Raw genomic sequence first — 23,431 nt, 5'->3', positions numbered from 1 at the left:
GCGGAACCGATCCGCAATACCCGTCGCAGAATCGGACGGCACACACCGAATTTATCATCCGTTTGGACCAACCCGGACGGACGGCCCGGCCGGTCGCAGCGGAGCGAGGGTGCGATGGCGTACGGCGCCGATCCAGAGGCCTGCGCCGTAGGCGAGATCGTCGAGGCGGTGGGCGAGCCAATGCGGGAGGGGCTGCGGGCGCACCCGCGCGTCCCGGTCGCGGTGCTGCCACCAGTCGAGCGCCCCCTCGGCCAGCGCCACCGCCGCCACCGTGCGCCGGGCGCGCCGCGAGACCAGGCAGGCGGCCAGCGAGAGCGGCCAGTAGTGGCGGGTCACGGCGTCGGCGGTCTGCGAGACACCCCCGGCGGCCCCGAGCCCGACGAGCCGCCAGGCCGTGACCCGGGGCCGCCGCACGCGCAGCTTCGGCGCGAGCCGCTCCACGGCCAGCGCGCCGACGGCGGCGGCCGCCGGCACCGCCCACGGCCGCGCGACCAGCGTCAGCGCGGCCACCGCGGCCGAGGTCGGGCTCAGCACCATCGGGGGCACGGATCCCTTGTGCCGCAACGACAGCGGTGCCGCGCCCGTGCCGTAGTCGCACTTGCGCAGCCACCACGCGCGCAGGCCGGTGCGGTGGTCGTGCGCCACCCGCGCCGCGGGCACGTAACGCAGGCGCCAGCCCGCCGCGTGCATCCGCAGGACCAGATCGACGTCCTCGGCGACGTGCATCTGCTCGTCGAACCCGGCGCCCGCGGCGTCGCGTCGCACCAGCATCGCCGCGCTGGGCACGTAGGCCACCCGGGAGCGGGGGACGATCAGCGCCGGGTCCGGACCCAGGTCCAGCGACGAGTGCACGGCCTCGTAGCGGCCCAGCCAGCCGCTGATCGGGGCGAGCCCCACGATCCGCGGCGCCGCCAGCCCGACGGCCGGGTCCGCGAAGGCCGCCAGCAGCGGCTCCAGCCAGCCCGGCTCGGGCACCACGTCGGAGTCGAGGAACGCCACCAGCGTCGTGGTCGCGGCGGCGAGCCCGGCGTTGCGCGACGCCGACGCCCCGCGGGACACGGCGTGGCGCAGCACGCGCGCGTCACCCGCGGCGGCGCGGATCGCCGCGGGATCGGCCGACCCGTCGTCGACGACCACGACCGCCACCCCGGCCGGCAGGGCCGCCCGCAGCCGCGCGAGACCACCGGCCCGGTCCTTGACCGGGACGACCACGGTGACCTCGGCCGCGCCCGGGCCCGGCGCCCCACCGGTGGGGTGCGCGATGCCGACGTCGATGAGCCTGCGCGCCAGCGCGCGCTCGGTCGGGCCGGTGACGGTGAACTCCCCGCCGCGGGCGAGCAGCGCCCGGGCCGCCGGGGCGAGGTGCAGCATCCGCGGCGGCGCCCCGCCGAGCAGCACCGCCCCGTCGTCGACGCGGCGGGTGCGGCGGTCGAGCGCGACCCGCAACCCGAGGGGCAACCCGATGTCACCGGGCCCGCGACCGCCACTGTCGTGCACGGGCTCACGCTATCGCCCCGGCAGCACCCGATCTGCGCGACGAGTGGGACGCTCGTCCCGACCTTTCGTACCGGCGTCCCACTCGTCCGATCCGCGTGGGGGTGGCACGCTCACCCCCGTGATCGGCGACGACGGTGTGGTCCTCCCGCAGTACGGCCACCGCTCCCTGGCCGAGGTGCTGCCGGCGCTGATGTACGCGCTGGGCGAGCCGTGGCCCGTCCCGGACCTCGCCGTCGAGCCGGTGCGGGCGGCCGCCCTGCTGCTCGTCGACGGGCTGGGCTCGGACCTGCTGCGCGACCACGCCGCCGACGCCCCGTTCCTCGCCTCGCTGCCCGACGCCGGGCCGCTGACCGTCGGGTTCCCGTCCAGCACGTCCATCAGCATCGCCTCGATCGGCACCGGGCTGCCGCCGGGGGCGCACGGGATGGTGGGCATCTCCTTCCGCTCCGGCGACGGCGAGCTGCTCGACTCGCTGCGCTGGACCAGCCACGGTGCGGGCGAGGCCGTCGACCTGCGCGAGTCCCTGCCGCCCGAGCAGGTCCAGCCCGAGCCGACGGTGCTGGAACGCGCGGCCGACGCCGGGATCGAGGTGACCGTGGTGTCTCAGCGCGCGTTCCGCGGCTCCGGGCTGACCCGGGCGGCGCTGCGCGGCGGCCGGTTCCGCGCCGCCCACGCGATCGGCGACCTCGCCGCCGAGGTGATCACCGCGGTCCGCGGCCCGGGACGCCGGCTCTGCTACGGCTACCACGCCGACCTGGACGCGCTGGGCCACGTGCACGGTCCCGGTAGCCTCGCCTGGCGCCTGCAGCTCGCCCAGGTGGACCGGCTCGTCGAGCGGATCGCCGCGCACCTGCCGACCGACGCCGTGCTCGCGGTGACCGGCGACCACGGCATGGTCGGCGTCGACCGCATCCACGACGCCGACACCGACGAGGCGCTCCGACACGGGGTGCTGCTGCTCGGTGGCGACCCGCGCTCCCGCCACGTCTACGCCCGCCCCGGCGCGTCGGCCGACGTCCTCGCGGCGTGGCGGTCCGTGCTCGGTGACGACGCGTGGGTGGTGCCGGGCAGCCAGGCCGTCGCCGACGGGTGGTTCGGCCCGGTGTCCCCCGCGATGCGCGGCCGGATCGGCGATGTCGTGGTTGCGGCCCGGGGCAACGCCGCGGTGATCCGCTCCGAGGCCGAGCCGCTGATCTCCCGACTGCCCGGCCAGCACGGGTCGCTCTCCGCCGCGGAGCAGCAGGTGCCGTTGCTGCTGGCCCGGGCTACCGGGTGATCCGGTAGCGCAGGTGCGTCACCGTCGGGGAGGCGATCACCTCGACCAGCTCCAGCGCCGGCGGGCCGACCCCGTCGAGCGACCGCTCCCCGGCCCCGAGGACGGCCTCGGGCGAGCCCGCGGCGGTCAGCCCGTCAGCCGAGGCGGCCGCGGTCGTCGGGCTGCCAGCGGGCGAGGCGGTCGCGGAGCCGGGTGACCATCGCCTCCAGCAACTCCGCGCCCTCCTGCGCCGTCGCGCCGCGGGGGTCGCCGAGGACGCCGTTCGGGCTGGCCGCGGCGACGCCACCGCGTACGAGCGTGGGCAGCAGCTCGGCCAGCGGGGCGGTGTTGCCGGGCTCCCAGTCCGCATCCCGCACCACCGACGGGTCCAGTGCCAGCAGGATCGCGGTCTCGGTGCGGCCGGCGTGGGCGTCGCCGCGCGGTACCGCGCAGCCGAACCAGGCGGCGTCGCGGCCCTCGTGGCGCAGCTGCGCGACGGCGTCGGGCACGGTCGGCAGGTTGCCGCCGTGGCCGTTGACGAACACCAGCCGCGACGCCCACGACGACGCCGAGCGGCCCAGCTCGACGAGCACCGCACGCAGGGCCTCGTGGCCGATCGAGAGCGTGCCGGCGAAGCCCTCGTGCTCACCGGACGCGCCGTAGGCCAGCGGGGGCGCGAGCAGCAGCGCGGGATCGCCGTCGGCGGCCCGGCGGGCGACGGCGGCGGCGATCCGGGCGTCGGTGTCGAGCGGGAGGTGCGGGCCGTGCTGCTCCAGCGATCCCACGGGGACGAGCACCGTGCGCGGCGCGGGGCCGTCGACCTCGGTCCAGGTGCGCTCCCCCAGCCGCCCGGTCACAGCCCGACGCCGATCCGGTGGCCTTCGATCACCGCGGCGTGCACCCGGCGGGGGGCGAGGCAGTCGCCGACCCGGTGCACGGGTCGTCCGCCGCCGCGCAGCGCGGTCCAGAGCGCCTCGTCGGGATCCGGTGGAGCCGCGCAGACGATCCAGTCGTAGCGGACCCGGCTCTCGGCGCCGACGGTGTGGTGCAGCACGGTGACCTCGCAACCCGCGACGCCGGTGATCACGCGGTCGGTGGTCAGCGTGATCCCGGCGGCGTGGGCGCGGCGGTGGAACAGCTCCATGTCCAGCGTGGTGCCCAGGTCCTGGGCCACCACCATCCCCGGTGTCATGATCTCCACGGTGCACCCCCTCGCCGCGAGCAGCTCGGCCACGGCGGGGGCCTGGTGGAACCCCAGCTCGTCGTACACGAGCACCCTGCCCTGCGGCGCGACGTCCCCGGACAGCACCTCCCGCACGTCCACCACCCTGCCGGGGATCGCGCGCGCGAGTCGGGGCCTGCGTGCGCGCGAGTCGGGGCCTGCGTGCGCCCAGCCGGGCAGGCGGGGGCGGGCACCGGTGGCGAGGACGACGACGTCGGGATCCACGCGCTCGACGTGCGCGAGGTCCACGGCGGTCCCGGTCACCACCTCGACCCCGGCGGCCACGCACTCGGCGAGCAGGTCGCGGACCACGTTGCCGAACTCGACCCGGCCGGGCGCGGCGGCCGCGAGCCGGACCGCACCCCCGGTCGCGCCGTCGCGCTCGCACAGCACGACCCGGTGGCCGCGGGACGCGGCGGTGGCCGCTGCCCGCATCCCCGCCGGTCCGCCGCCGACCACCAGTACCCGCTTCGACACGCCGGGCGCCGGGAGCGGCACCGCCTCCCGTCCGGCGCGCGGGTTGACCACGCAGCCCAGCCACCGGTTGCGCCCTACCCGCCCGACGCACTCCTGGTTGCACCCCACGCACGCCCGCACCGGGCCCGACGCGAACCCGGGGTCGGCGATCTGCCCGCGCACGACGCCGACCAGGTCACAGGATCCACCGGTCAGCGCCCGCTCCGCCTCGGCGCGCGTCGTGAACCGCCCGACCCCGATCACCGGCACGTCGACCACCCGTTTCACGGCCGCCGGGATCGACAGCGCGTAGCCCGGCCGGAACCGCAGCGACGCCTCGATCAGGTACAGCGTCGAGGTGGCGACGCCGATGGAGGTGTTGACGTGGTCGACCCGCCCCGCCAGCAGCCGCGCCACGGCGACGGCGTCGTCGATCGTGATGCCGTGCTCGATGCCCTCGTCCCCGCAGAGCCGCACGCCGAGCACCCGCGTGGGGCCGATCGCGGCACGCACGGCGTCGACGATCTCGGACAGGATCCGGGCCCGCTGCTCCACCGGGCCGCCGTACCCGTCGGTGCGCAGGTTCGTGGCGGGCGAGAGGAACTGCCGCACGAGCGACGAGTGCGAGCACTGGATCTCGACGCCGTCGAAACCGCCCTCGACGCATCGAGCCGCGACCCGCGCGTACCCGGCGACGATCTCCGCGATCCCGGTCGGCGTGAGCTCGACGGGAACCTCGCGGAACATCGGGTCCGGCACCGCCGACGGCGCGTGCACCGGCGCCCGCGTGTACATCCCGCCCGCCTGCCCGCCGTTGTGGTTGAGCTGCGCGAGCACAGCGGCGCCGTGGGCGTGGACCGCGTCGGTGATGGCGCGGTAGCCCGGCAGCACGCGCGGGTCGGTGCCGTCGATCAGCTTCTCGTAGGGCCGGTCCGCCGGGTCGACGGAGTGCTCCTCGGTGATCACGAGCCCGACGCCGCCCGCGGCCCGGGCGGCGTAGTAGGCGACGTGCTGGGCGGTCGGCAGGCCGTCCTCGGCGAAGTTGGTGAGGTGGGCGGAGAAGACGATGCGGTTGCGCAGCGTCAGCGGGCCCAGCCGCAGGGACGAGTCGATCACCGCAGCTCCCGGGCCAGCCGCCGGCCCTCCAGCACGGCCTCGGCGACGGTGCGGGGGGCCACGCAGTCCCCGGCGCGCGGGAGGTCGGGACGGGCGCGCCAGAGCGCGTCGTCGGGAAGGCGGTGCCCGCAGTCGATCACCACGGCGCAGTCGACCGCCCGCCGCTCACCGGTCCAGATGTGCTCGAGCACCGCCCGGCGCCCGGTCACCCCGCGCAGCAGCGACCGCAGCTCGCGCGCCACCCCGGCCCGCTCCAGCCGGGCGTTGGCCGGGGCGAGGTCCCCGGTGATCGCCAGCTGGGTGCCGGCCACCTGGTCGGGGGTGACGAGCGCCGTCACCCGCCCGGCCGCGGCCACCTGCTCGGCGATCCCGACGCCGGTCCAGTCCCCCACCGGGTCGTGGACGACGACGGCGCCCGGCGGGAGCACCTCGTCCACCGAACCCGCGGCCAGCACAGCGGCCTCGAACGCGGCCGCGGAGACGACCGGGGCGTCGGAGTCGTAGGGCCGCGGCCCGTCCCGGGAGCCGGTGGCCAGCAGCACCGCCACCCCGCCGCGGGTGGCCGCGTCGAGCTCGCCGACGCCCACCCGCACGGCGGTCTCGATGGTGACGCCGAGCCGGGTCAGCTCCCGGCACCACCACGGCAGCAGCACCCCCATCCGGGCCCGGCCGGCGACCGCCGCGGCGAGCCGCAGCCCCCCGCCCAGCTCGCCCGCCTGCTCGACGAGCCGAACCCGGTGCCCGCGCAGCGCCAGCTCCCGCGCGGCCTCCAGCCCGGCCGGCCCGCCGCCCACGACCAGCACGTCGCGCGGTGCGGCGGCCGGACCGGGCCGGGGCTCCGTCTCGTGCCCGGCGTCCGGCTCGGCCTCGTCGGAGACGATCGGGTTGCGCGGGTCGCGCACCGTGCTGCGCTGGTTGGACAGCGTGCAGGGCCGGATCCGGTCCGCCGTGCCGGCCCGCACGAGGGCGACCAGGTCCGGCTCGGCGATCTGCGCGCGCGTCATCTCCACGAGGTCGCACACCCCGGCGTCCAGCGCGGCCTGGGCGAACCCAGGATCGACGACGCTGCCCTGCAGCACCAGCGCCATCTCCTGCCTGACGCCGCGGTGATCAAGGGCGGATGGTCGCGATCGGTGATCATCGGGCAACCGTCCGCCCTTGATCGGCGGGGTGGGGCGGTGGAGGCCCGCCCGCAGCCCACCGCACAGGTCGCGGTTGAAGCCGGGCTCGGTGTGCAGGTCGGGGCGGGTGGCCGCGACGGACAGGGCGCTGCCGCGCACCGGTACCACGTAGTCGGTCAAAGCCGCCGCCGTGCGGGTGATGTCGGCGGCGGCTTCCGGCGTGATCCCGGCCCACGGCGCGAGCTCGTCGCAGCACAGGCGCAGGCCCAGGACGCGGTCGGCACCGAGGGTGTCCCGCACGGCGTCGAGTACGTGGCACAGCAACAGGGAGCGGTCGCGGCCGAAGGCGTCGGCGCGGTGGTTGGTGAGGCCGGAGAGGAACTGCCGTAGCAGCGAGTGCTGCCCGGCGTCGATCTCGACGCCGTCGCAGCCCGCCCCGGCGGCCAGCCCGGCGGCGACGGCGAACCCGGCCACCAGCGCGTCGATCTCGGGCCGCTCCATGGCCATCGGTACCTCGCGGGTCGCCACGTCCGGCACCCGCGACGGCGCCCACAACGCCTGCTGGCCGTGGGCCGAGCTGCCCTGGGATCCGGCGTGCCCGAGGCCGGCCAGCACGAGCGCACCGTGCGAGTGGCAGGCCTGGGTGACGGCACGCCAGCCGTCGGCGCAGTCGGTGGCGAGCGGCGCGCGCTCGTAGGGCCAGTCGGAGTCGTGCACCGACGCCACCTCGGTGACGATCACGCCCGCACCCCCGGCGGCCCGCCGCGCGTAGTACGCGACGTGCCGCTCCGAGATCGCCCGCCGCCGCCCCAGGTTGGTGACGTGCGGCCCGAACAGCACCCGACTGGGCGCGGCCCGCCCGCCGAGCGCCACCTCCCCCACCAGCGAACGAACGGCACCGCCGTCCACCGGGAGTGGACGGGAGTGCCGTTCGTCGACGGAGTCTCGGCTCAGGCGCGTGCCGCCGCAGGGCTCAGGCGCGTGTCCGCCGCGCCGTCCACCAGCGGGCTGGTCTCACACGCCTTGTCCGGGCGGCCCATACCGATCTGCACCGGCACCGGCCCGCGCGAGTTGCGCGGCGTCGAGCGCGAGTGGTCGACATCGGACCTGGGGATCTCGTGCGACCCGTCGCGGGCCGCCAGCGCCTGCTCGCCGAACCCGCGGACGCACTCCGGGTCGGGCCCGTCGAGCGGGAGGCCGGTGAAGAACTTGGCCGCCATGCACCCGCCCTGGCACGAGTCGTAGTGCATGCAGGAGGAACACGCACCGCCGGTCTGCGGCTGCCGCAGCTCGGTGAACAGCTCCGAGTTCTCCCAGATCTCCTGGAAACCGCCGGGCGAGCGGAGGTTGCCGGCCAGGAAGTTCTCGTGGATCGCGAACGGGCAGGCATACACGTCGCCGACCGGGTCGATCAGGCAGACCACGCGCCCGGCGCCGCACAGGTTGAGCCCGGGCAGGGCCTCGCCGAACGCGGAGAGGTGGAAGAACGAGTCCCCGGTGAGCACCGAGTCGCCCTTCGCGACCAGCCAGTCGTACATCTGCTTCTGCTGCGACGGGAGCGGGTGCAGCTCGTCCCAGACGTCCGCGCCGCGCCCCGACGGGCGCAGCCGGGTGATCCGCAGCTGCGCGTTGTACTTGTCGGCGATCGACTTGAACTCGTCGAGCTGGTCGACGTTCTGCCGCGTCATGACCACCGAGATCTTCGGCTGCCCGAACCCGGCCTCGGCCAGGTTCTCCAGCGCGCGGATCGCCGTGTCGTAGGAGCCGGGGCCGCGCACGTGGTCGTTGACGTCGGCGGTGGCGCCGTCGAGCGAGATCTGCACGTCGACGTAGTCGGTGCGGGCGAGCTGCGCGGAGCGCTTCTGGTCCAGCTTGATGCCGTTGGTGGAGAACTTCACCCCGACGTTGTGGTCGATCGAGTAGTCGAGCAGCTCCCAGAAGTCGGGGCGCACCGTCGGCTCGCCGCCGCCGATGTTGATGTAGAAGACCTGCATCCGCTGCAGCTCGTCGATCACGCCCTTGGCCTCGGCGGTGGTGAGCTCGCGCGGGTCGCGGCGGCCCGAGGACGACAGGCAGTGCACGCACGCCAGGTTGCAGGCGTAGGTGAGCTCCCAGGTCAGGCAGATGGGGGAGTTCAGGCCGTACTGGAAGTGGTCGACCAGCTTCACAGGAGCTCCGCTCGTGGAGAGGTGTGAACTCTCAGGTGGTGGGGCGGGGTTCGATGGTGCCGTTGGCGGCGAGGCCGGCCAGGGCGCGCAGGTAGGCGGGGCGCTGTGACTCCTCGACGCCCGCCGCCTCGATCGAGGCGTGCACGTCGGGGAACTGCTCCAGGTCCCGGACGACCACGACGAGCTGCGGCGTCTTCAGGAACGACAGCTTGCGGGTGCCGAAGTGGTACACGAGCGCGCCGAACGGCTCGGGCCGCAGCGCCACGCTCGGGCTGCAGCGGTGAGGCAGCAGGGGATCGAACGCCGGGCCCGCGGAGGCGGGCCCGGCGACGACGTCAGCCGCAGTGTCGACCCCGCTGGGGGGACTAGTAGACACCGCACATGCCGTCGATCGAGACCTCCTCGACGAGGGTCTCCTCGACCACGGGCTCTTCGTGGACGGACTGGGGGTCCGGTGCGGGGGCCATGGGCAGCTCCTGACTTCGGGTGACGCGGGCCCGGCCGACGCTAATTGGCACCGGGTGCCAGAGACAAGGCCTCCCCTCCGATCGAAGGGGGCAGACTGCGCCGATGACGACCCCGCTGCTGCACCTGATCCCCGCCGCGGCCTGGCGTGACTGCCTGGCGGCAGGCGTGATCGCCCCGTCCGTCGCCGAGTTCGTGCACCTGTCCACGGCGGATCAGGTGGCGCTGCCGGCCGGCCGGCTGTTCGGCGGGCGCCCCGACCTGCTCGTGCTCGCCCTCGACCCGGACCGGATCGGCGTGCCCGTCCGGTTCGAGCCCGGTCTCCCGACCGATCCGCCCGACATGCGGTTCCCGCACGCCTACGGACCGGTCCCCACCTCCGCGGTGCTCGCCGTGCTGCCCTACCGCCCCCGCGCCGACGGCGGGTACGACGCCCCGGTGCTGCCCGTGCTCGACGCCGGGGGACGCCAGGCCGCGTTCGAGCCGTCGTTCCTGCGGCGCGCGGCCACGCACGAGATCCCGGTGACCGGCGGGATGGCGGTGCGGACGGACACCGTGCCCGCGTCCCGCCGGCACAACCGGCTGCTGATCGACGGCGAGACCGATGCGGCCACGGTGGCCGCGGACGCCGCCCGTGCGCTCGGCGGGCTCCCCTACCGCGAGATCCGCCTGCTGGGTGGGCACCTGGAGGCCACGGCCGCGGCGCTCGGCGAGGGCGACTGGCGGGTGCGACCGCTCATCGGGATGACCGCCCCGGCCGGCGGCAGCCGGGACCGCGTCGAGGTCGTCGACGTCGACGCCCTGCGTCCGGTCCTGGACGCCGGGTGGCGACGCCGCCTGCCCGAGGCGCCGGACGCCGAGATCGCCCAGCTCACCGACCGCCTGCTCGTGGAGGAACGGGTGGTCGACCTGCGCTGCCTGGCCGTGCGCGAGTCGGGCGTGGTCGTGGCGTCCGCGGTCCTGCGGATCGACGGGGCGACCGCCGACATCGACGCCGTGGAGACGCTCCCGGAGCACCGGGGGCGGGCGCACGCCCACACGCTGCTCGCGGGCGCCCGCGCGCTCGCCGCCGAGGCCGGCTGTGACCTCGTGGTACTCAGCGCCGACGCCGACGGCCGGCCCCGGCACTGGTACACCCGGCGCGGTTTCGTCGAGGTGAACCGGTTCTGGAACGTGAGCCGGTACTGACTCGTCGACAACTGCTGCAATTAATTGGCAATTGCCTGCTGAGAGCGCCAGGGCGACGGTTAGCTGCCCGATCAGGCAGGGCGGTCCCGTCCCTCCTCACGGTCTTTCTGTGCTCGGGGCCACAGGGGTCCTAGCGTCGGGTCTCGACCCATTACCTGCACCAGAAAGGGCTGCCATGCAGGTCGAAGAGATGCTTCCGCAGTTCCCGATCAAGGAGTTCCACCCGTTCCCCCGTGCCCTCATGGGTCCGGGCGCACACGAGCTGATCGGTCCGGAGGCCCTCAAGCTGGGCTTCAAGAAGACGCTGGTGATGACGTCGGGCCTGCGCGGATCCGACATCGTCCACAAGATCGTCGAGTCGATGAAGTACCACGGCCTCGAGGTCGTCGTGTACGACAAGGTCGAGTCCAACCCCAAGGACTACAACGTCATGGACGCCGTGGGGATGTACCAGCAGAACAACTGCGACAGCTTCGTCTCCATCGGCGGCGGTTCCTCGCACGACGCCTGCAAGGGCGCCCGCGTCTCGGTGGCCCACGACGGCCGCAACGTCAACGAGTTCGAGGGTTTCAACAAGTCCGAGAACCCGAAGAACCCGCCGCACATCGCGGTCTCCACCACGGCCGGCACCGGCTCGGAGACCTCCTGGGCCTACGTCATCACCGACACCACGACCGACCCGAACAACCCCCACAAGTACGTGGCGTTCGACGACGCGAGCGTCACGACCCTCGCCATCGACGACCCGGTGCTCTACTACAGCTGCCCGGTCGACTACACCGCCCAGTGCGGCTTCGACGTGCTCGCGCACGCCTCCGAGCCCTACGTCTCCCGGATCAACTTCGACCCGTCGCTGGGCAACGCCCTGCACGCGATCAAGCTGACCAACCAGAACCTGCGTGAGGCGGTCTGGAACCCGCAGGGCTACGACGGCCGCTTCGGGATGATGAACGCGCAGTACATCGCGGCGCAGGCGTTCAACTCCGGTGGCCTGGGCATCATCCACTCGATCAGCCACGCGGTGTCGGCGTTCTACGACACCCACCACGGCCTGAACAACGCCGTCGCGCTGCCCCGCGTGTGGGCGTTCAACATGCCCACGCACTACAAGCGCTTCGCCGACATCGCCCGGGCGATGGACATCGACACGCACGGCATGACCGACGTCCAGGCCGCCGAGGCCGCGCTCGCCGCGTCCATCCGACTGCTGCGCGACGTGGGCATCCAGGAGCGCTTCGTCGACGTCAAGCAGGACTCGTACTCGAAGAACCGCCTGGGCATCGGCCCGACCAAGTTCTACGAGAACGAGAGCGTCATCAAGGGCGACGCGGCCGACGTCGACCGCATCACCAACCACGTCCTCGGTGACGCCTGCACCCCGGGCAACCCGAAGGAGTGCACCTTCGAGACGGTGCGCCCCGTGGTCGACCACTGCATGAACGGCGACCTGGACGACCTGCTCACCTGAGCAACTCCGCTTACAGTCGAGGGGGCACCGGCGCTGGCCGGTGCCCCCTCGGCCCGGTCGGGTGACGTACAAGGGCCAGAAAGAGGAACGGAGCAGCATGTCGCAGTTCGAGGCCGGCACCGGAGCGTTCGACTCCGTCGACGAGGTCGTCGAGGCACTGGGCGAGCAGGGGTACATCGCGGACACGCGGCTCGCCACCACGATCTTCCTGGTGAACCGGCTCGACAAGCCGCTGCTCATCGAGGGACCCGCGGGCGTCGGCAAGACCGAGCTCGCCAAGGCGCTCGCCGCCACGACCGGCCGCAGGTTGCTCCGGTTGCAGTGCTACGAGGGCCAGGACGAGACCAAGGCCCTCTACGAGTGGGACTACGGCAAGCAGCTGCTCTACACCCAGATCCTGCGCGAGAAGATCGGCCAGGTCGTCGCCGACGCCCCCACGCTGGAGGACGCGGTCGACCGCATCGGCGCGCAGGAGAGCGTGTTCTTCTCCGAGCGCTTCCTGGCCTCGCGCCCGCTGCTGGAGTCGATCCGTTCCGAGCAGCCCGTCGTGCTGCTCATCGACGAGGTGGACCGCGCCGACGAGGCGCTGGAGGCCGTGCTGCTGGAGACCCTCGCCGAGTTCCAGGTGTCGGTGCCCGAGGTCGGCACGTTCACCACGGCGACCCCGCCCTACGTGGTGCTGACGTCGAACAACACCCGCGACCTCTCGGCCGCCCTCAAGCGCCGCTGCCTGCACCTGTTCCTGGACTATCCCTCCGCCGAGCGCGAGCTGGAGATCGTCCGCAGCAAGAACACGGGCCTGCCCGACGCGCTCGCCGAGCAGTTGGTGCAGGTCGTGCGCGGGCTGCGCGAGCTGGAGCTGCGCAAGTCGCCGTCGATCTCGGAGACCATCGACTGGGCCCGCACCCTGGCCGTGCTGGGGGTGCAGGAGCTCGACGCCACGATCCTGTCCGACACGGTGTCGGTGGTGGTCAAGTACGACAAGGACGTCCGCAAGGCCATCGGCGCGCTCCCGAAGCTCGTCGACCCCAACGCCACGGTCCCGGAGAACGGCCACGGGCACGGCCACGGACACGGGCACGGCGGCCACGACGACCACGAGCCCGCTCCCGTCGCCCCCACCGGTCGCCGCGACGACGACGTCGACGACGAGGTCGACGGCCGCGCGGTGCGCGCGGCGAAGGACACCCCCGGCCGCTTCGGCAACACCTACGGCAGCAACCCCCTCGGCGGCGACGCGGGAGCGAAGGCGGTGGTACCGCCGAAGGTCCCCGCGGAGCGCGGCAGTCGTAGCTTCGGGGCGGGCCTGGGCCGCAGGCGGGCGCTGTGAACAACCGCTCGCACACAGGTCCGGGGGCCCGCACACGGCTCCTGACCTGTGTGCGGGCCCGCCGACCTGTGTGCCAGCTCTGAGGAGGCCCAGTGGAGAACGCGTTGCACCGGTTCGTCCGGCTGTTACGACTGCGGGGGGTGCGGATCTCCATCCCGGAGGCGCTCGACGCCATGGCGTGCGCCCGCCAGCCGGGGATGATGCACGACCGGGAACAGCTGCGGGCGGCGCTGCGCGTGGCGCTGGTGAAGGACCGGCGCGACGAGGAGATCTTCGACGAGATCTTCGACCAGTTCTTCGCGCTGGTGAAGGTCGGGCGCCCGGACACCGGGCACGGCCACGGGCACGGCCACGGCGACCTGGAGGACACCGGCGACCTGGAGAGCTTCACGCTGAGCGAGGAGCCCAGCGAGACCCCCCAGCAGGGCCACGAGCACGGCAAGCCCGCCGACATCCGCGACTACTTCGATCCCGACGACCTGGCGCAGCAGTACAACCTGCACCAGGAGGCCAACAAGATCGACATGGCCGCGATGACCGACGAGATCGTGCTGTCGAAGGACAGCCAGGGCATCGACGGGGAGGGCCAGCGGGTCCAGATCGAGACCGACAGCCTGCACAACGCGGGCATGCCCGGGGAGATCAGCCAGCAGCAGGGCACCAAGGTCGACGCCGACCTGTCGGTGGCCCAGCAGGAGATGCTGTTCGGCTGGCTCAACGACATGGACGGGGAGTCGCAGGAGGGCACCGAGGACGACGCGGCCGCGCTGCGCCGCCGCATGACCGGCGTCCTCGCCGGCCTGCCCGAGGCGTTGAAGAAGCACCTCGAGGCCCTGATGGCGCTGGAGAGCAAGGTCGTCGAGGGCGTGGAGGCGGAGAAGGTCCGGGAGGTCGACCGCGTCGGCGAGCACGAGCGCATGGAGCTGGAGGAGTCGCTGCGCCGCCTCGCCCACACGCTGCACGGCGGGCTCACGCACAAGCGCAAGGTGTCCAGCCGGGGACGGATCGACTCGGGCCGCACGATGCGCCGCAACATGCGCTTCGACGGCATCCCGTTCTCCCCTGTGACCGTCACGCGCTCGGAGGACAAGCCGCGCCTGGTGATCCTGGCCGACGTGTCGCTGTCGGTGCGCGCCACGGCCCGGTTCACGCTGCACCTGGTGCACGGCCTGCAGAACCTGTTCGGGCAGGTGCGCACGTTCGCGTTCGTCGCCGAGCTGGCGGAGGTCACCGACCTGTTCGAGGACCACCCCGTGGAGCAGGCCCTGGGGTTGATCTTCGGCGGCGACGTGCTCGACGTGGACGCCAACTCCGACTACGGCGCCGCGTTCGGCACGTTCGGTGAGGACTTCGGCTCGGCGGTCAACCGCCGCTCCACCGTGATCATCCTCGGGGACGGGCGGGGCAACGGCAACGACCCCAACATCGAGGCGTTCGCCGAGATCACCCGCCGCGCGCGGGAGACGATCTGGCTCACCCCGGAGCCCCGCTACTCCTGGGGCCTGGGGGGCTGCGACCTGCCCGAGTACGCGGAGTACTGCTCACGGGTGCGGGTGGTCCGCGACCTCACCGGCCTGGAGACCGCCGCCCACGAGATGGCCGCGGAGCTCGTGGGCCGCTGACGACGTCGCCCGGTGTTCCGGGACCCGCGAGTGGGCCGGGAGGGTCGCGCGGTGCTGCCCGAGCTCAGCGACGCCGACGGCGCGCCGTCGTTCGGCCCGGTGCTGAGCCTGCCGGTGGCGCCGGAGGAGATGGGCCCCCGCCCGACCGCGGCGGCGGACGGGGGCCTGGCCACGCCGCCCCGACCTGACGACACACCCGTCGTGGGTACCGCACCGCCGTCGGGACGCCTGCGCGGTACCCACGACGCCGGTGCGGTGGCCCCGCCCTCGCCCGACCCCGGACGATCGGGGGGTCCGCCGCCGGCCCGGCGCGGCTAGCGTGCGGGGATGACCACCGCCACCGCCCCGCGGCTGCGCATCGGCCCGGACGGGCGCCTGCGCCACGGCATCTCACTCGACGAGATCAACAACGATCTCGCCGACTGGATCGCCGCCGACCTGGTCACCCCCGGCCTGATCGAGGCGTCGGCGTTCGAGCGCACCTTCGTATCGGTGGTGCTGTCCACCGCCCCGGACCCGGCACAGGCGTGGGCCGCGTTCTACCGCAACACCCTCGACGCGCTCGCCCGCGGCGGCGCGCCGGGCGGTACCAACGCCGGGATGGCGCCGGTGCACGACCGGGCGGTGGAACTGGCCGTCGGCTCGGTGGTGGAGCTGGGGTGCTGCTTCGGGTTCCTGTCACTGGCGCTCGCGGCCGCCGGGCACGATGTCACCGCGGTGGACCTCTCGGCCGGTACCGTCCGGCTGCTGGCGTCGGTCGCCCCGATGCTGGGCCGCCCGCTGCGGACCGTGGCGGGCGACGCCACCGCGGTCCCACTGGCCGACGGGGCCGCCGACACCGTGTTCGCCGTGCACCTCCTCGAACACCTGCCGCCCGGCGTCGACGCGGTGGTGCTCGCGGAGATGCTGCGGGTCGCCCGCCGCCGCGTCGTGGTCGCCGTGCCCTACGAGGACGTGCCGGACCCGGCCTGGGGTCACATCCGCACGTTCGACGCCGCCGCCCTGGAGGCACTCGGCGCGGCCACCGGCCACCCTTACCGCGTCGGTGACCATCACGGCGGCTGGCTGGTGATCGACCGCTGAACCCCGCTCAGCGGCCCACCGTGACCGCGCTCGGAGGCGTCCGGCCGACCGCCGGTGCCGGCCCCGCGGTGCCGAGACAGCCGATCATGACAGCGGTCGACCCGGCGGCGGCCACCCCCAGCGCCGACACGGCGACGGTCACCGGGCCGCGGCGCCGCGGGCGGCGGTGTACGCCCCCACGGCGCGGCACCGGGACAGGCCGTTCGAGCTGGGCGACGACCTCCGCCGCGGTCGGTCGCATCTCGGGGTCGGCGCAGGTCAGAGCACGGATGAGAGCGGTCAGCCCGCCAGGGAGCCCGTCGGGGACGACCGGGTTGCGGTGCAGCCGCGCGGTGGCCGACTCCACGGCCTGACCGGGGTACTCGCGGCGGGCGGTCAGGGCCTCCAGCAGCACGAGCCCGAGCGCGTACATGTCGGCGGCCGGCCCCACCGCAGCGCCGCGGGCCTGCTCGGGAGCCAGGAACGCGGCGGTACCGACGACCAGCCCGGCCTCGGTCACGACGGCGCAGGCGACGGCCTTCGCGATGCCGAAGTCGGTGAGTCGGGCGCGGCCGCCGTCGTCGTCGTCGAGCAGGACGTTCGCGGGCTTCACATCGCGGTGCACGATCCCGCCCGCGTGCACGTGCGCGAGCGCGGCCGCCAGCTCGGCGGCCAGGCGGCGGACCTGCTCGGGCGGTAGCGGCCCCGCCCCGATCCGCTCGGCCAGCGTGGGCCCCTCGACCAGGTCGGTCACCACGTACGGGGCCCCGTCCTCGAGCCCGTCGGCACGCAGGGCGACCAGCCCGGGATGGCGCATCCGGGAGAGCGCCTCGACCTCGCGGCGATGCTGTCGCAGGTCGTCGGCGGTGCCCGTATGGAAGACCTTCACCGCGACAGGGGCGCCGCCGACGAGGTCACGGGCGCGGTGCACCACCGCCGACGACCCGATCCCGATCACCGATCCGAGCCGGTAGCGGCCCCCCACGACGCGCCCCTCCGCATCACTCACGCCCCGTCCGTTCCCCCGATGGGGGGTTTCATGCGCGAACGGGATGCGAAGATCCTCACGCCCGGCCGATCGGAAGGACCGTCCACATGATCACCACCCGTTCCAGCACCGTCGACGGCGTGCTGCGCCGCAGCGCCGCGCGCCACCCCGACCGCACGGCGCTGCTGTTCGCCGACCGCCGCTGGAGCTACCGCGAGCTCGACGACGCCGTCACCCGCGCCGCGGCCACGCTGCTGGCGATGGGGCTGGGCGCCGGGGACCGCGTCGCCACCTACGGTCGCAACTCCGACGCCTACCTGCTCGCGTTCCTGGGCTGCGCCCGGGCCGGGCTCGTGCACGTCCCGATCAACTACGCGCTGGTCGGCGACGAGCTGGCCTACCTGCTGGAGCAGTCGGGCAGCCGCGCGGTGCTCGTCGACCCGTCCCTCGCCGAGCACGTCGCCGCGACCGGCCTGGAGATCGAGTACCGGCTGCCCCTGCGCGACACCGACGACTCGCTGCTCGCCCGCGCGTCGACCGGCGACGTCCCCGAGATCGACGTCGGAGTGGCCGACACCGACCTCGTGCAGCTGCTCTACACCTCCGGCACCACCTCGCGGCCCAAGGGCGCGATGATGACCCATCGCGCGCTGGTGCACGAGTACGTCTCGTCGATCCTCGCGCTGGAGTGCCACGAGTCCGACGACCCGCTGCACCCGATGCCGCTCTACCACTCGGCCGGCATGCACGTGTTCCTGCTGCCCTACCTCGCGGTGGGCGCCACGAACCACCTGATGGAGGCCCCCGACGTCCCCGAGGTGCTGCGTCTCGTCGAGGAGATGCGCATCGGCGCGGTGTTCCTCGCCCCCACGGTCTGGGTGCCCCTGTCCCAGCATCCCGATTTCGCCACCCGCGACCTGTCGTCGCTGCGCAAGGCGTTCTACGGCGCGTCGATCATGCCGCAGCCGGTGCTGCAGCGGCTGCAGAAGGCCCTGCCCGGGCTGGGGTTCTACAACCTGTTCGGGCAGTCCGAGATCGGGCCGCTGGCCACCTCGCTCGGCCCGGCCGAGCACGCCGACCGGCCCGAGTCCTGCGGCCGTTCGGTGCTGTTCGTCGAGATCCGGGTCGTCGACGGCGAGGGCAACGACGTCGCGGCGGGGGAGATCGGCGAGGTCGTCTACCGGTCGCCGCAGCTGTGCGAGGGCTACTGGGACAAACCCGAGGAGACCGCCGAGGCCTTCCGTGACGGCTGGTTCCACTCCGGCGACCTCGTGCGCATCGACGCCGAGGGCTACATCACCGTCGTCGACCGGATCAAGGACGTGATCAACACCGGCGGGGTGCTGGTGGCCTCGCGGGAGGTGGAGGACGCGATCTACACCCATCCCGCGGTGGCCGAGGTGGCCGTCATCGGCACGCCCGACGACCGCTGGATCGAGGCCGTCACGGCGTTCGTCGTCGTCAAGGAACCGGTGACGCCCGAGGAGCTGATCGCGCACACGCGCGACCGACTCGCCGGTTTCAAGCGGCCCAAGCACGTTTACCTGGTCGACGAGCTGCCGCGCAACCAGTCGGGCAAGCTGCTCAAGCGGGTGTTGCGCGACAACCTGCCCTGATGCCTTCGCGCCCTCCGATCGGGTGTCCACCGATCCGCCCGAACATTCCCGGACCCACCCCCGGCGGCCGACCGCTCTGCGATCCTGCGGGCGTCGCAGGGGAGGGGTCGGCGGGTGGGCAGCACAGTGGCGGCGGTCCTCGCCGTGGTCGTCGCGGTCGCGGTCGGCCCCGTGCCCGGTGCTGCCGCGTCCGGTGCTGCCGCGTCCGGTGCTTCCGCGTCCGGTGCTGCCGCGTCCGGTGCTGCCGCGTCCGGTGCTGCCGAACGGCCCGGGGCGCCGTGCACGCCGGTGGCCGCGCGGGCCTGCGAGGCGGTCCCGTCGTCGCAGCGGGCCCGCAGCGGGCCCGGGCTCGGCGATCCGTCACCGTTCTACGTCGACCCGACCACCCCGGCCGCGCAGCAGGTGCGGGAGTGGCTCGACCAGGGCCGCGTCGAGGACGCCGAGCGGGTCGACCGCATCGCCTCGCAGCCCCAGCCGCTGTGGGTGAGCGCCGATCCCTCCGAGGTGGGCGCGCAGGTGGCGGAGTACGTGACACGCGCGCGGGCGGCCCGGGCGCGGCCGCTGCTGGTCGCCTACAACATCCCGAACCGCGACTGCGGCAGCTACTCCGGCGGTGGGGCCGGGGGCGCGGCGGAGTACCGCGAGTGGGTGGCGGAGCTCGCGTCGGGCTTCGGTGACAGCGTGCCGCTGCTGGTGCTCGAGCCGGACGCGATCCCGCAGCAAATCTCCGGCTGCACCCGAGACGCCGGGCGGTACGGGTTGCTCGCCGACGCGGTCGAAGTGCTCGGCGATGCGGGCGCGGACGTGTACGTCGACGCCGGGCATCCGCAGTACGTCCCGGACGTCGACGTGATCGCCGACGCCCTCGACCGCGCCGGCGTGCGCGAGGCCGCCGGGTTCGCGCTCAACGTCTCGAACTTCATCTCCACCGAGGAGAACATCGAGTACGGCACCGCGATCTCCGAACGGCTCGGCGGCGCGCACTTCGTCGTCGACACCAGCCGCAACGGCGCCGCCACCGAGCCCGAGGTCGACGAGGGCCCGGCGTGGTGCAACCCGCCGGACCGCGAGATCGGCGAGCCGCCCACCACCGACACCGGCGACCCGCTGGTCGACGCCCTGCTGTGGATCAAACGGCCGGGCGAGTCGGACGGTGCGTGCCGCGGCGAGGACCCGCCCGCGGGCGGCTGGTACCCCGACTACGCGCTGGACCTCACCGACTGACGCGCCACCGCTCCTTCCGGCCCCGATCAGGCGTCCGGCCGGATCGTCAGTCGCGTGATCCGCCCGTCCCCGTCGAGACCGAACGCGAAGGTGAGCTCGACCGGGCTGCCGGGGCGCAGCTGGTGCGCTCGGCGGCTGACCGCTGAGACCGCCGCTCCGGTGGGTCTACGCGGCCCTCAGTTCAGCGTCGACCCGCTCGCCCGGGCCGACGCGTCCCCGGTGGGCAGGTAGAACGCGGTGGTGGCCTCGACCGCGGCCGCGACGTGGTCCGGTTCGCCCCCGCCGGCCAGGTGGGCCTCGCCCCAGGCGGCGGCGCTGCGCCGGCTGAACTCGTGTCCGGCGGGCGATGTCGGGAACTCCTCGTGGTCAAGAACCTCGCCGTCGCCCGGGAACCTGGCGAGTGCGAGGAGGTGCAGGTCCCAGCCGACGCCGCCGGCGCCGGGGCGCAGGTCACCGGTGACCGGCTTCAGCCAGCGGCTCAGCCGCTCGGGGCTGGTGATGGCGTCCCACACGTCGTCGAGGTGCGCGTCGTAGCGACGCCTCAGCTCCATAGTGTAGGCCTCACCGGCGGGCAGGGTCGCCGTGCCCATCTTCCGGCGGGCGGCGGCCAGTTCGTCGAGTACATCCTTCATCGTCATGTCCCCCTCGCTGATGAATCACCCCGGGGCCGACCCGGTCCCCGCGCGCAGCCCGAACTAAACCACTCCTGATTTATATAAGTCACGTCTGGCATTAAGCGTGCGCGGGGCGCGCGTCATCACCACCGGCACCTTGCGCCGTCAGCCGCGGCCCGCCGCCTTGTCGAGCCCGGCGCAGGCCGCCTCCGCTCGTGCGACGGCTGCATCGGCAGCGTCCAGCGCCTCCTGCAGCGCGCGGTAGTCGCCCGCACAGCCCTCGTGCCTCTTCAGCAGGTCCCCGATCGAGTTCCACGACAGGATCCCCACCGGCACGGAGAACGCCTTGCGGGCCGAGCCGATCTGGCTGCGGGCCGACCCCAGACGGCGACGCGCCGATGCGGTCGCGGTCCGGGCGGCACGTGAGACGGCGTCGTCGTCGGGCATCGGTGCTCCCTCGATCGTGGTCGTGGTCCTACTCGATCGACACGAATCAGATGTTTCGGTCATCCGACGCGAGGCCACCCGTGGCGTACCGGTGCGACGCGGCGACGATGCCGGCGACGGTCTCCACCTCGCCGACGTCACGCGGCGCCGCCACCAGCACCGCCCCCGGGCTGACGCGCAGCCCGGCCAGCGGGTGCGGCACCGCCCAGCCCTTGGCGATCGCGTCGTAGGCCAGGGCGTCGGGAAGGACGGCGTGCACGCTGCCGTCCGGGTCGGGATGCTGGTGGGCGAACTCGCCGAGCTCGGGCATCAGGTACGCGCCGTCCGGGCCGGTGGCGACCGCGCGGTCCAGCAGGAGCGACCGCGTCCCCTCGACGCCGACCGCCGCGGGCGCCGTCTCCACACCGTCGAGGGCCGCGAGGCGGTCCCACAGGCGTGCGGTCAACGGGCCGCCGGAGCGCGAGGACTCCTGGTGCTGCGGGATCCGCTCGGTCACGATCGGCGGCCCGCCGTCGCGGTGGGGCAGCGTGCCGCCCGGCACCGTCGGCCACGGCGGCGCGTCGCCGTCGGGCAACGGGTTCTCGCCGTGGGCGCGCAGGTGGTCGAGCCGGTCGCCGAGCCAGGTCCCGACGGCGCCGACGACCTCGCCCGCGAGCTGGGCGCCGCCGGGCACGCGCACGTTCCACAGCGGTGCCCCGCTCTCCCGGGCCAGCCACGCGCCGGTCCGGGCGAGCAACGCGGCGGGAGTGCGGGGGTCGTCGGTGCCGTGGGCGAGGAACACCGGCATCCCCGACAGCCGCCCGCGGCGCAGCGGGAGGTCCACGTCGAACGGGAGCGCGCCGTAGATCAGAACGCCACCCGCGAACCGGTGCGGCGCCGACAGCATCAGGGCGGCGGCGACGGTGACGCCCTCGCGGAAGCCGACCAGCAACACCGGGCGTTCCGGATCGCCCTCGGTGTCGAGCCAGCCCTCCAGCCACGCGCAGGTGGGGAGGATGTCGGACCCGTCGAGGTACCAGCTGTAACCGGTGGCGTCCTGGAACGGCCCCCGGACCGCCGCGTACGCGACGGGCCCGTGCGGCAGCCACGGCGAGATCTCGATCATCGAGTGCTCGCTGGTGCCGTTGCCGTGCAGGACGACGACGAGCGGCGCCGAGGGGTGCTCGCTGCCCCAGCGAGCGAGCATCGGCTCGTCACCGGGTCCGGTCGCCCGCCGGGAGTGCGCCACCCGTGCACGGTAGGGCGCCCGGGCGGGTGTGCGGTCTCACTTCGAGACCGCACACCCGCCGGTACTCACCGGCGGCCGGTGACGAGCCGGGCCGACCGCTGCGCCGTGCGGGTACCGCTGCGGGTGACGACCGCGCCCACGTGCAGCGCCCCGGAGATCACGACGCCCGCCGTGCGACCGGCGATGCGCACCGGGTTGAGGGCGCGCGCGGCCGCGTCGAGCGGGTGCGCGGCGCGCTCGGTGAACGAGAAGATGGTGCTCCCGGCCTGCTGCGACGCGGTCTGCAGCCGGTCACCGAGGCCGTCGCCGACCGCGACGGCCCGGTCCGCGCCGTCGACGAGCGAGTCGCCGGCCTCCCGCGCGGTGCCGGCCAGTTCGGCGCGGGCGCGTCGGCCCGTGGTCGCGACGTCGTCGGCGATCTCGCGGCCGGTGTCCGCGGCCCGGTCGCCGATCGTCTCGGCGGCGCCGCCGACGGTCCCGGCGGCGATGCTCGCCGCCGTGGTCGGGCTCGTCCGGCCGTCGACGACGTCCGCGACGTCGTCGGCGACGGCGCCTGCTGCGTCCCTGGTCGTGTCCGCGGCCCTGGTGGCGGTGTCGCGGGCGTTGCCCGCGGACCTCTTCGCGGTGCCCGAGACGTCGTCGGCGACCGCCCCGGCCGTGCCCGCGACCTCGTCGGCCGCCTTCCCCGCCGCGGCCTGCGCGCCACGTGCGGTGGCGGTGGCGGTGGCGCCCGCCGCCTGCGCCGCGGTGGCGGCGTCGGGAGTGACGGTGCGGGTCTCGCGGATGGTGCCGTCGGCACCGTGCACGACGACGCGGCCACCGCCGTCGTTGGCGACGATCTCCACGGCCCGCGTCACGGCCTCGGCCTGGGTCGGCGCCTTCGCACTCGGCCGCTTGGCGTTCTCCTTCTCGACCTGCCACCCGGACTCGGCAGGAACCACGTGACGGTCGGACATGCTCGTCTCCTCCTGGAATCGCGGACCACTCACAGGGAGGAGTCCCCCTTCGGCCGATTCCTCACGCTCCTGACCAGGAGACGGTGGTCACCCCCCTGCCGGAAGGGCGGAACGCGGCGGGTTGCGGACCGGCAACGGTGTGTCCGCCGTCCGGGACGGTCAGAACAGGGTCAGCTGGTTGTCCACCGGCCGGGCGGGCAGACGTGGCCGGCGCGGGGGCCGGGGCGCCCACCCGGTCTCCAGCAACGTGGCTGTGTCAACCAGAACTGGCCCCGGAGTTCTCCTCTGATCTGGCCCCATCCGTCGCAGGCGGGAGGCCGGGTGTTCTTCTGTGATCTGGCCCCACCCGCTGCTGTGGGAGTTGCAGCCGGGCCTGCTGGGCGGCGGC

At 74.1% G+C, this 23,431-nt stretch carries 21 protein-coding genes; 9 read left to right on the top strand and 12 right to left on the bottom strand.

Features of this window, described 5'->3' with window-relative positions; all coding sequences use genetic code 11:
- Positions 1–54: 54 nt before the first annotated feature.
- On the bottom strand, positions 55–1,497 hold the full coding sequence (mftF, locus tag Q1K26_RS04010) for a mycofactocin biosynthesis glycosyltransferase MftF (RefSeq protein WP_300007780.1): 1,443 nt from the start codon (positions 1,495–1,497) through the stop codon (positions 55–57).
- Positions 1,498–1,615: 118 nt separating this feature from the next.
- Here mftF and Q1K26_RS04005 point away from each other — a divergent pair, with 118 nt between their 5' ends.
- A complete protein-coding gene (locus tag Q1K26_RS04005) occupies positions 1,616–2,773 on the top strand; it encodes an alkaline phosphatase family protein (protein WP_363320419.1) in 1,158 nt (385 codons plus the stop codon).
- A 134-nt stretch (positions 2,774–2,907) separates the two neighbouring features.
- On the opposite strand, the gene mftE is transcribed toward Q1K26_RS04005, so the two are convergent.
- From mftE to mftA, 6 genes are all read right to left on the bottom strand, one after another.
- Complete coding sequence (mftE, locus tag Q1K26_RS04000) at positions 2,908–3,609, bottom strand: mycofactocin biosynthesis peptidyl-dipeptidase MftE (protein ID WP_300007779.1); 702 nt, start codon at positions 3,607–3,609, stop codon at positions 2,908–2,910.
- Entirely contained in the window at positions 3,606–5,546 is a 1,941-nt protein-coding gene (locus tag Q1K26_RS03995; RefSeq protein WP_300007778.1) for a mycofactocin system FadH/OYE family oxidoreductase 2, read from the bottom strand. The genes mftE and Q1K26_RS03995 overlap by 4 nt, the downstream gene beginning before the upstream one ends.
- Positions 5,543–7,576 carry an FAD-dependent oxidoreductase gene (locus Q1K26_RS03990; RefSeq protein WP_300007777.1) on the bottom strand — a complete coding sequence of 678 codons (2,034 nt, stop codon included), beginning with the start codon at positions 7,574–7,576 and terminating at the stop codon, positions 5,543–5,545. Before Q1K26_RS03990 ends, Q1K26_RS03995 begins: the two co-directional genes overlap by 4 nt.
- A gap of 41 nt (positions 7,577–7,617) precedes the next feature.
- Positions 7,618–8,835 (bottom strand): mycofactocin radical SAM maturase, encoded by a 1,218-nt coding sequence (gene mftC, locus Q1K26_RS03985; protein ID WP_300007776.1) that lies wholly within the window; start codon positions 8,833–8,835, stop codon positions 7,618–7,620.
- Between the two features lie 31 nt (positions 8,836–8,866).
- A complete protein-coding gene (mftB, locus tag Q1K26_RS03980; RefSeq protein ID WP_300007791.1) occupies positions 8,867–9,127 on the bottom strand; it encodes a mycofactocin biosynthesis chaperone MftB in 261 nt (86 codons plus the stop codon).
- Positions 9,128–9,200: 73 nt separating this feature from the next.
- Positions 9,201–9,302: a mycofactocin precursor MftA gene (mftA, locus tag Q1K26_RS03975; RefSeq protein WP_300007775.1), complete on the bottom strand. Its 102-nt coding sequence runs from the start codon at positions 9,300–9,302 to the stop codon at positions 9,201–9,203.
- A gap of 103 nt (positions 9,303–9,405) precedes the next feature.
- On the opposite strand from mftA, the gene Q1K26_RS03970 reads away from it, so the two are divergent.
- The 6 genes from Q1K26_RS03970 (at position 9,406) to mftM (ending at position 15,991) form a co-directional block, all read left to right on the top strand.
- Positions 9,406–10,488, top strand: coding sequence for a GNAT family N-acetyltransferase (locus tag Q1K26_RS03970; protein WP_300007774.1), 1,083 nt, complete (start codon positions 9,406–9,408; stop codon positions 10,486–10,488).
- Between the two features lie 175 nt (positions 10,489–10,663).
- Positions 10,664–11,956, top strand: a complete 1,293-nt coding sequence (mdo, locus tag Q1K26_RS03965; RefSeq protein ID WP_300007772.1) for an NDMA-dependent methanol dehydrogenase — start codon at positions 10,664–10,666, stop codon at positions 11,954–11,956.
- A 97-nt stretch (positions 11,957–12,053) separates the two neighbouring features.
- Positions 12,054–13,286: a MoxR family ATPase gene (locus Q1K26_RS03960; protein ID WP_300007771.1), complete on the top strand. Its 1,233-nt coding sequence runs from the start codon at positions 12,054–12,056 to the stop codon at positions 13,284–13,286.
- Between the two features lie 92 nt (positions 13,287–13,378).
- Positions 13,379–14,908 (top strand): VWA domain-containing protein, encoded by a 1,530-nt coding sequence (locus tag Q1K26_RS03955; protein ID WP_300007770.1) that lies wholly within the window; start codon positions 13,379–13,381, stop codon positions 14,906–14,908.
- Between the two features lie 51 nt (positions 14,909–14,959).
- Positions 14,960–15,226, top strand: coding sequence for a hypothetical protein (locus Q1K26_RS03950; RefSeq protein ID WP_300007769.1), 267 nt, complete (start codon positions 14,960–14,962; stop codon positions 15,224–15,226).
- Between the two features lie 9 nt (positions 15,227–15,235).
- Positions 15,236–15,991: a mycofactocin oligosaccharide methyltransferase MftM gene (gene mftM, locus Q1K26_RS03945; RefSeq protein ID WP_300007768.1), complete on the top strand. Its 756-nt coding sequence runs from the start codon at positions 15,236–15,238 to the stop codon at positions 15,989–15,991.
- Positions 15,992–15,998: 7 nt separating this feature from the next.
- Here the strand turns inward: mftM and Q1K26_RS03940 are convergent, their stop codons facing one another.
- Positions 15,999–16,979, bottom strand: a complete 981-nt coding sequence (locus Q1K26_RS03940) for a serine/threonine-protein kinase (RefSeq protein ID WP_300007767.1) — start codon at positions 16,977–16,979, stop codon at positions 15,999–16,001.
- 86 nt (positions 16,980–17,065) lie between these two features.
- Between Q1K26_RS03940 and Q1K26_RS03935 the strand changes: the two genes are divergently transcribed.
- Together Q1K26_RS03935 and Q1K26_RS03930 are read left to right on the top strand one after the other, a co-directional pair.
- On the top strand, positions 17,066–18,574 hold the full coding sequence (locus Q1K26_RS03935) for an acyl-CoA synthetase (RefSeq protein ID WP_300007766.1): 1,509 nt from the start codon (positions 17,066–17,068) through the stop codon (positions 18,572–18,574).
- A gap of 114 nt (positions 18,575–18,688) precedes the next feature.
- The gene (locus tag Q1K26_RS03930; protein WP_300007765.1) at positions 18,689–19,798 is read left to right on the top strand and encodes a glycoside hydrolase family 6 protein; all 1,110 of its coding nucleotides are present in this window, start codon (positions 18,689–18,691) and stop codon (positions 19,796–19,798) included.
- Positions 19,799–19,974: 176 nt separating this feature from the next.
- Here Q1K26_RS03930 and Q1K26_RS03925 read toward each other — a convergent pair whose 3' ends face one another.
- The 4 genes from Q1K26_RS03925 to Q1K26_RS03910 all read right to left on the bottom strand — a co-directional run bounded on the left by Q1K26_RS03925 (position 19,975) and on the right by Q1K26_RS03910 (position 23,043).
- Positions 19,975–20,436 carry an SRPBCC domain-containing protein gene (locus Q1K26_RS03925; protein WP_300007764.1) on the bottom strand — a complete coding sequence of 154 codons (462 nt, stop codon included), beginning with the start codon at positions 20,434–20,436 and terminating at the stop codon, positions 19,975–19,977.
- Positions 20,437–20,577: 141 nt separating this feature from the next.
- Entirely contained in the window at positions 20,578–20,859 is a 282-nt protein-coding gene (locus tag Q1K26_RS03920) for a hypothetical protein (RefSeq protein WP_300007763.1), read from the bottom strand.
- Positions 20,860–20,905: 46 nt separating this feature from the next.
- Positions 20,906–22,087, bottom strand: coding sequence for a luciferase family protein (locus tag Q1K26_RS03915; protein WP_300007762.1), 1,182 nt, complete (start codon positions 22,085–22,087; stop codon positions 20,906–20,908).
- Positions 22,088–22,152: 65 nt separating this feature from the next.
- On the bottom strand, positions 22,153–23,043 hold the full coding sequence (locus tag Q1K26_RS03910; RefSeq protein WP_300007761.1) for a DUF2188 domain-containing protein: 891 nt from the start codon (positions 23,041–23,043) through the stop codon (positions 22,153–22,155).
- Positions 23,044–23,431: the final 388 nt, after the last annotated feature.

This window comes from Pseudonocardia sp. (assembly GCF_029263155.1).
In the GTDB taxonomy this organism is placed as follows: Bacteria; Actinomycetota; Actinomycetes; order Mycobacteriales; family Pseudonocardiaceae; genus Pseudonocardia.
This window is presented reverse-complemented; position numbering and strand designations above follow the sequence as displayed.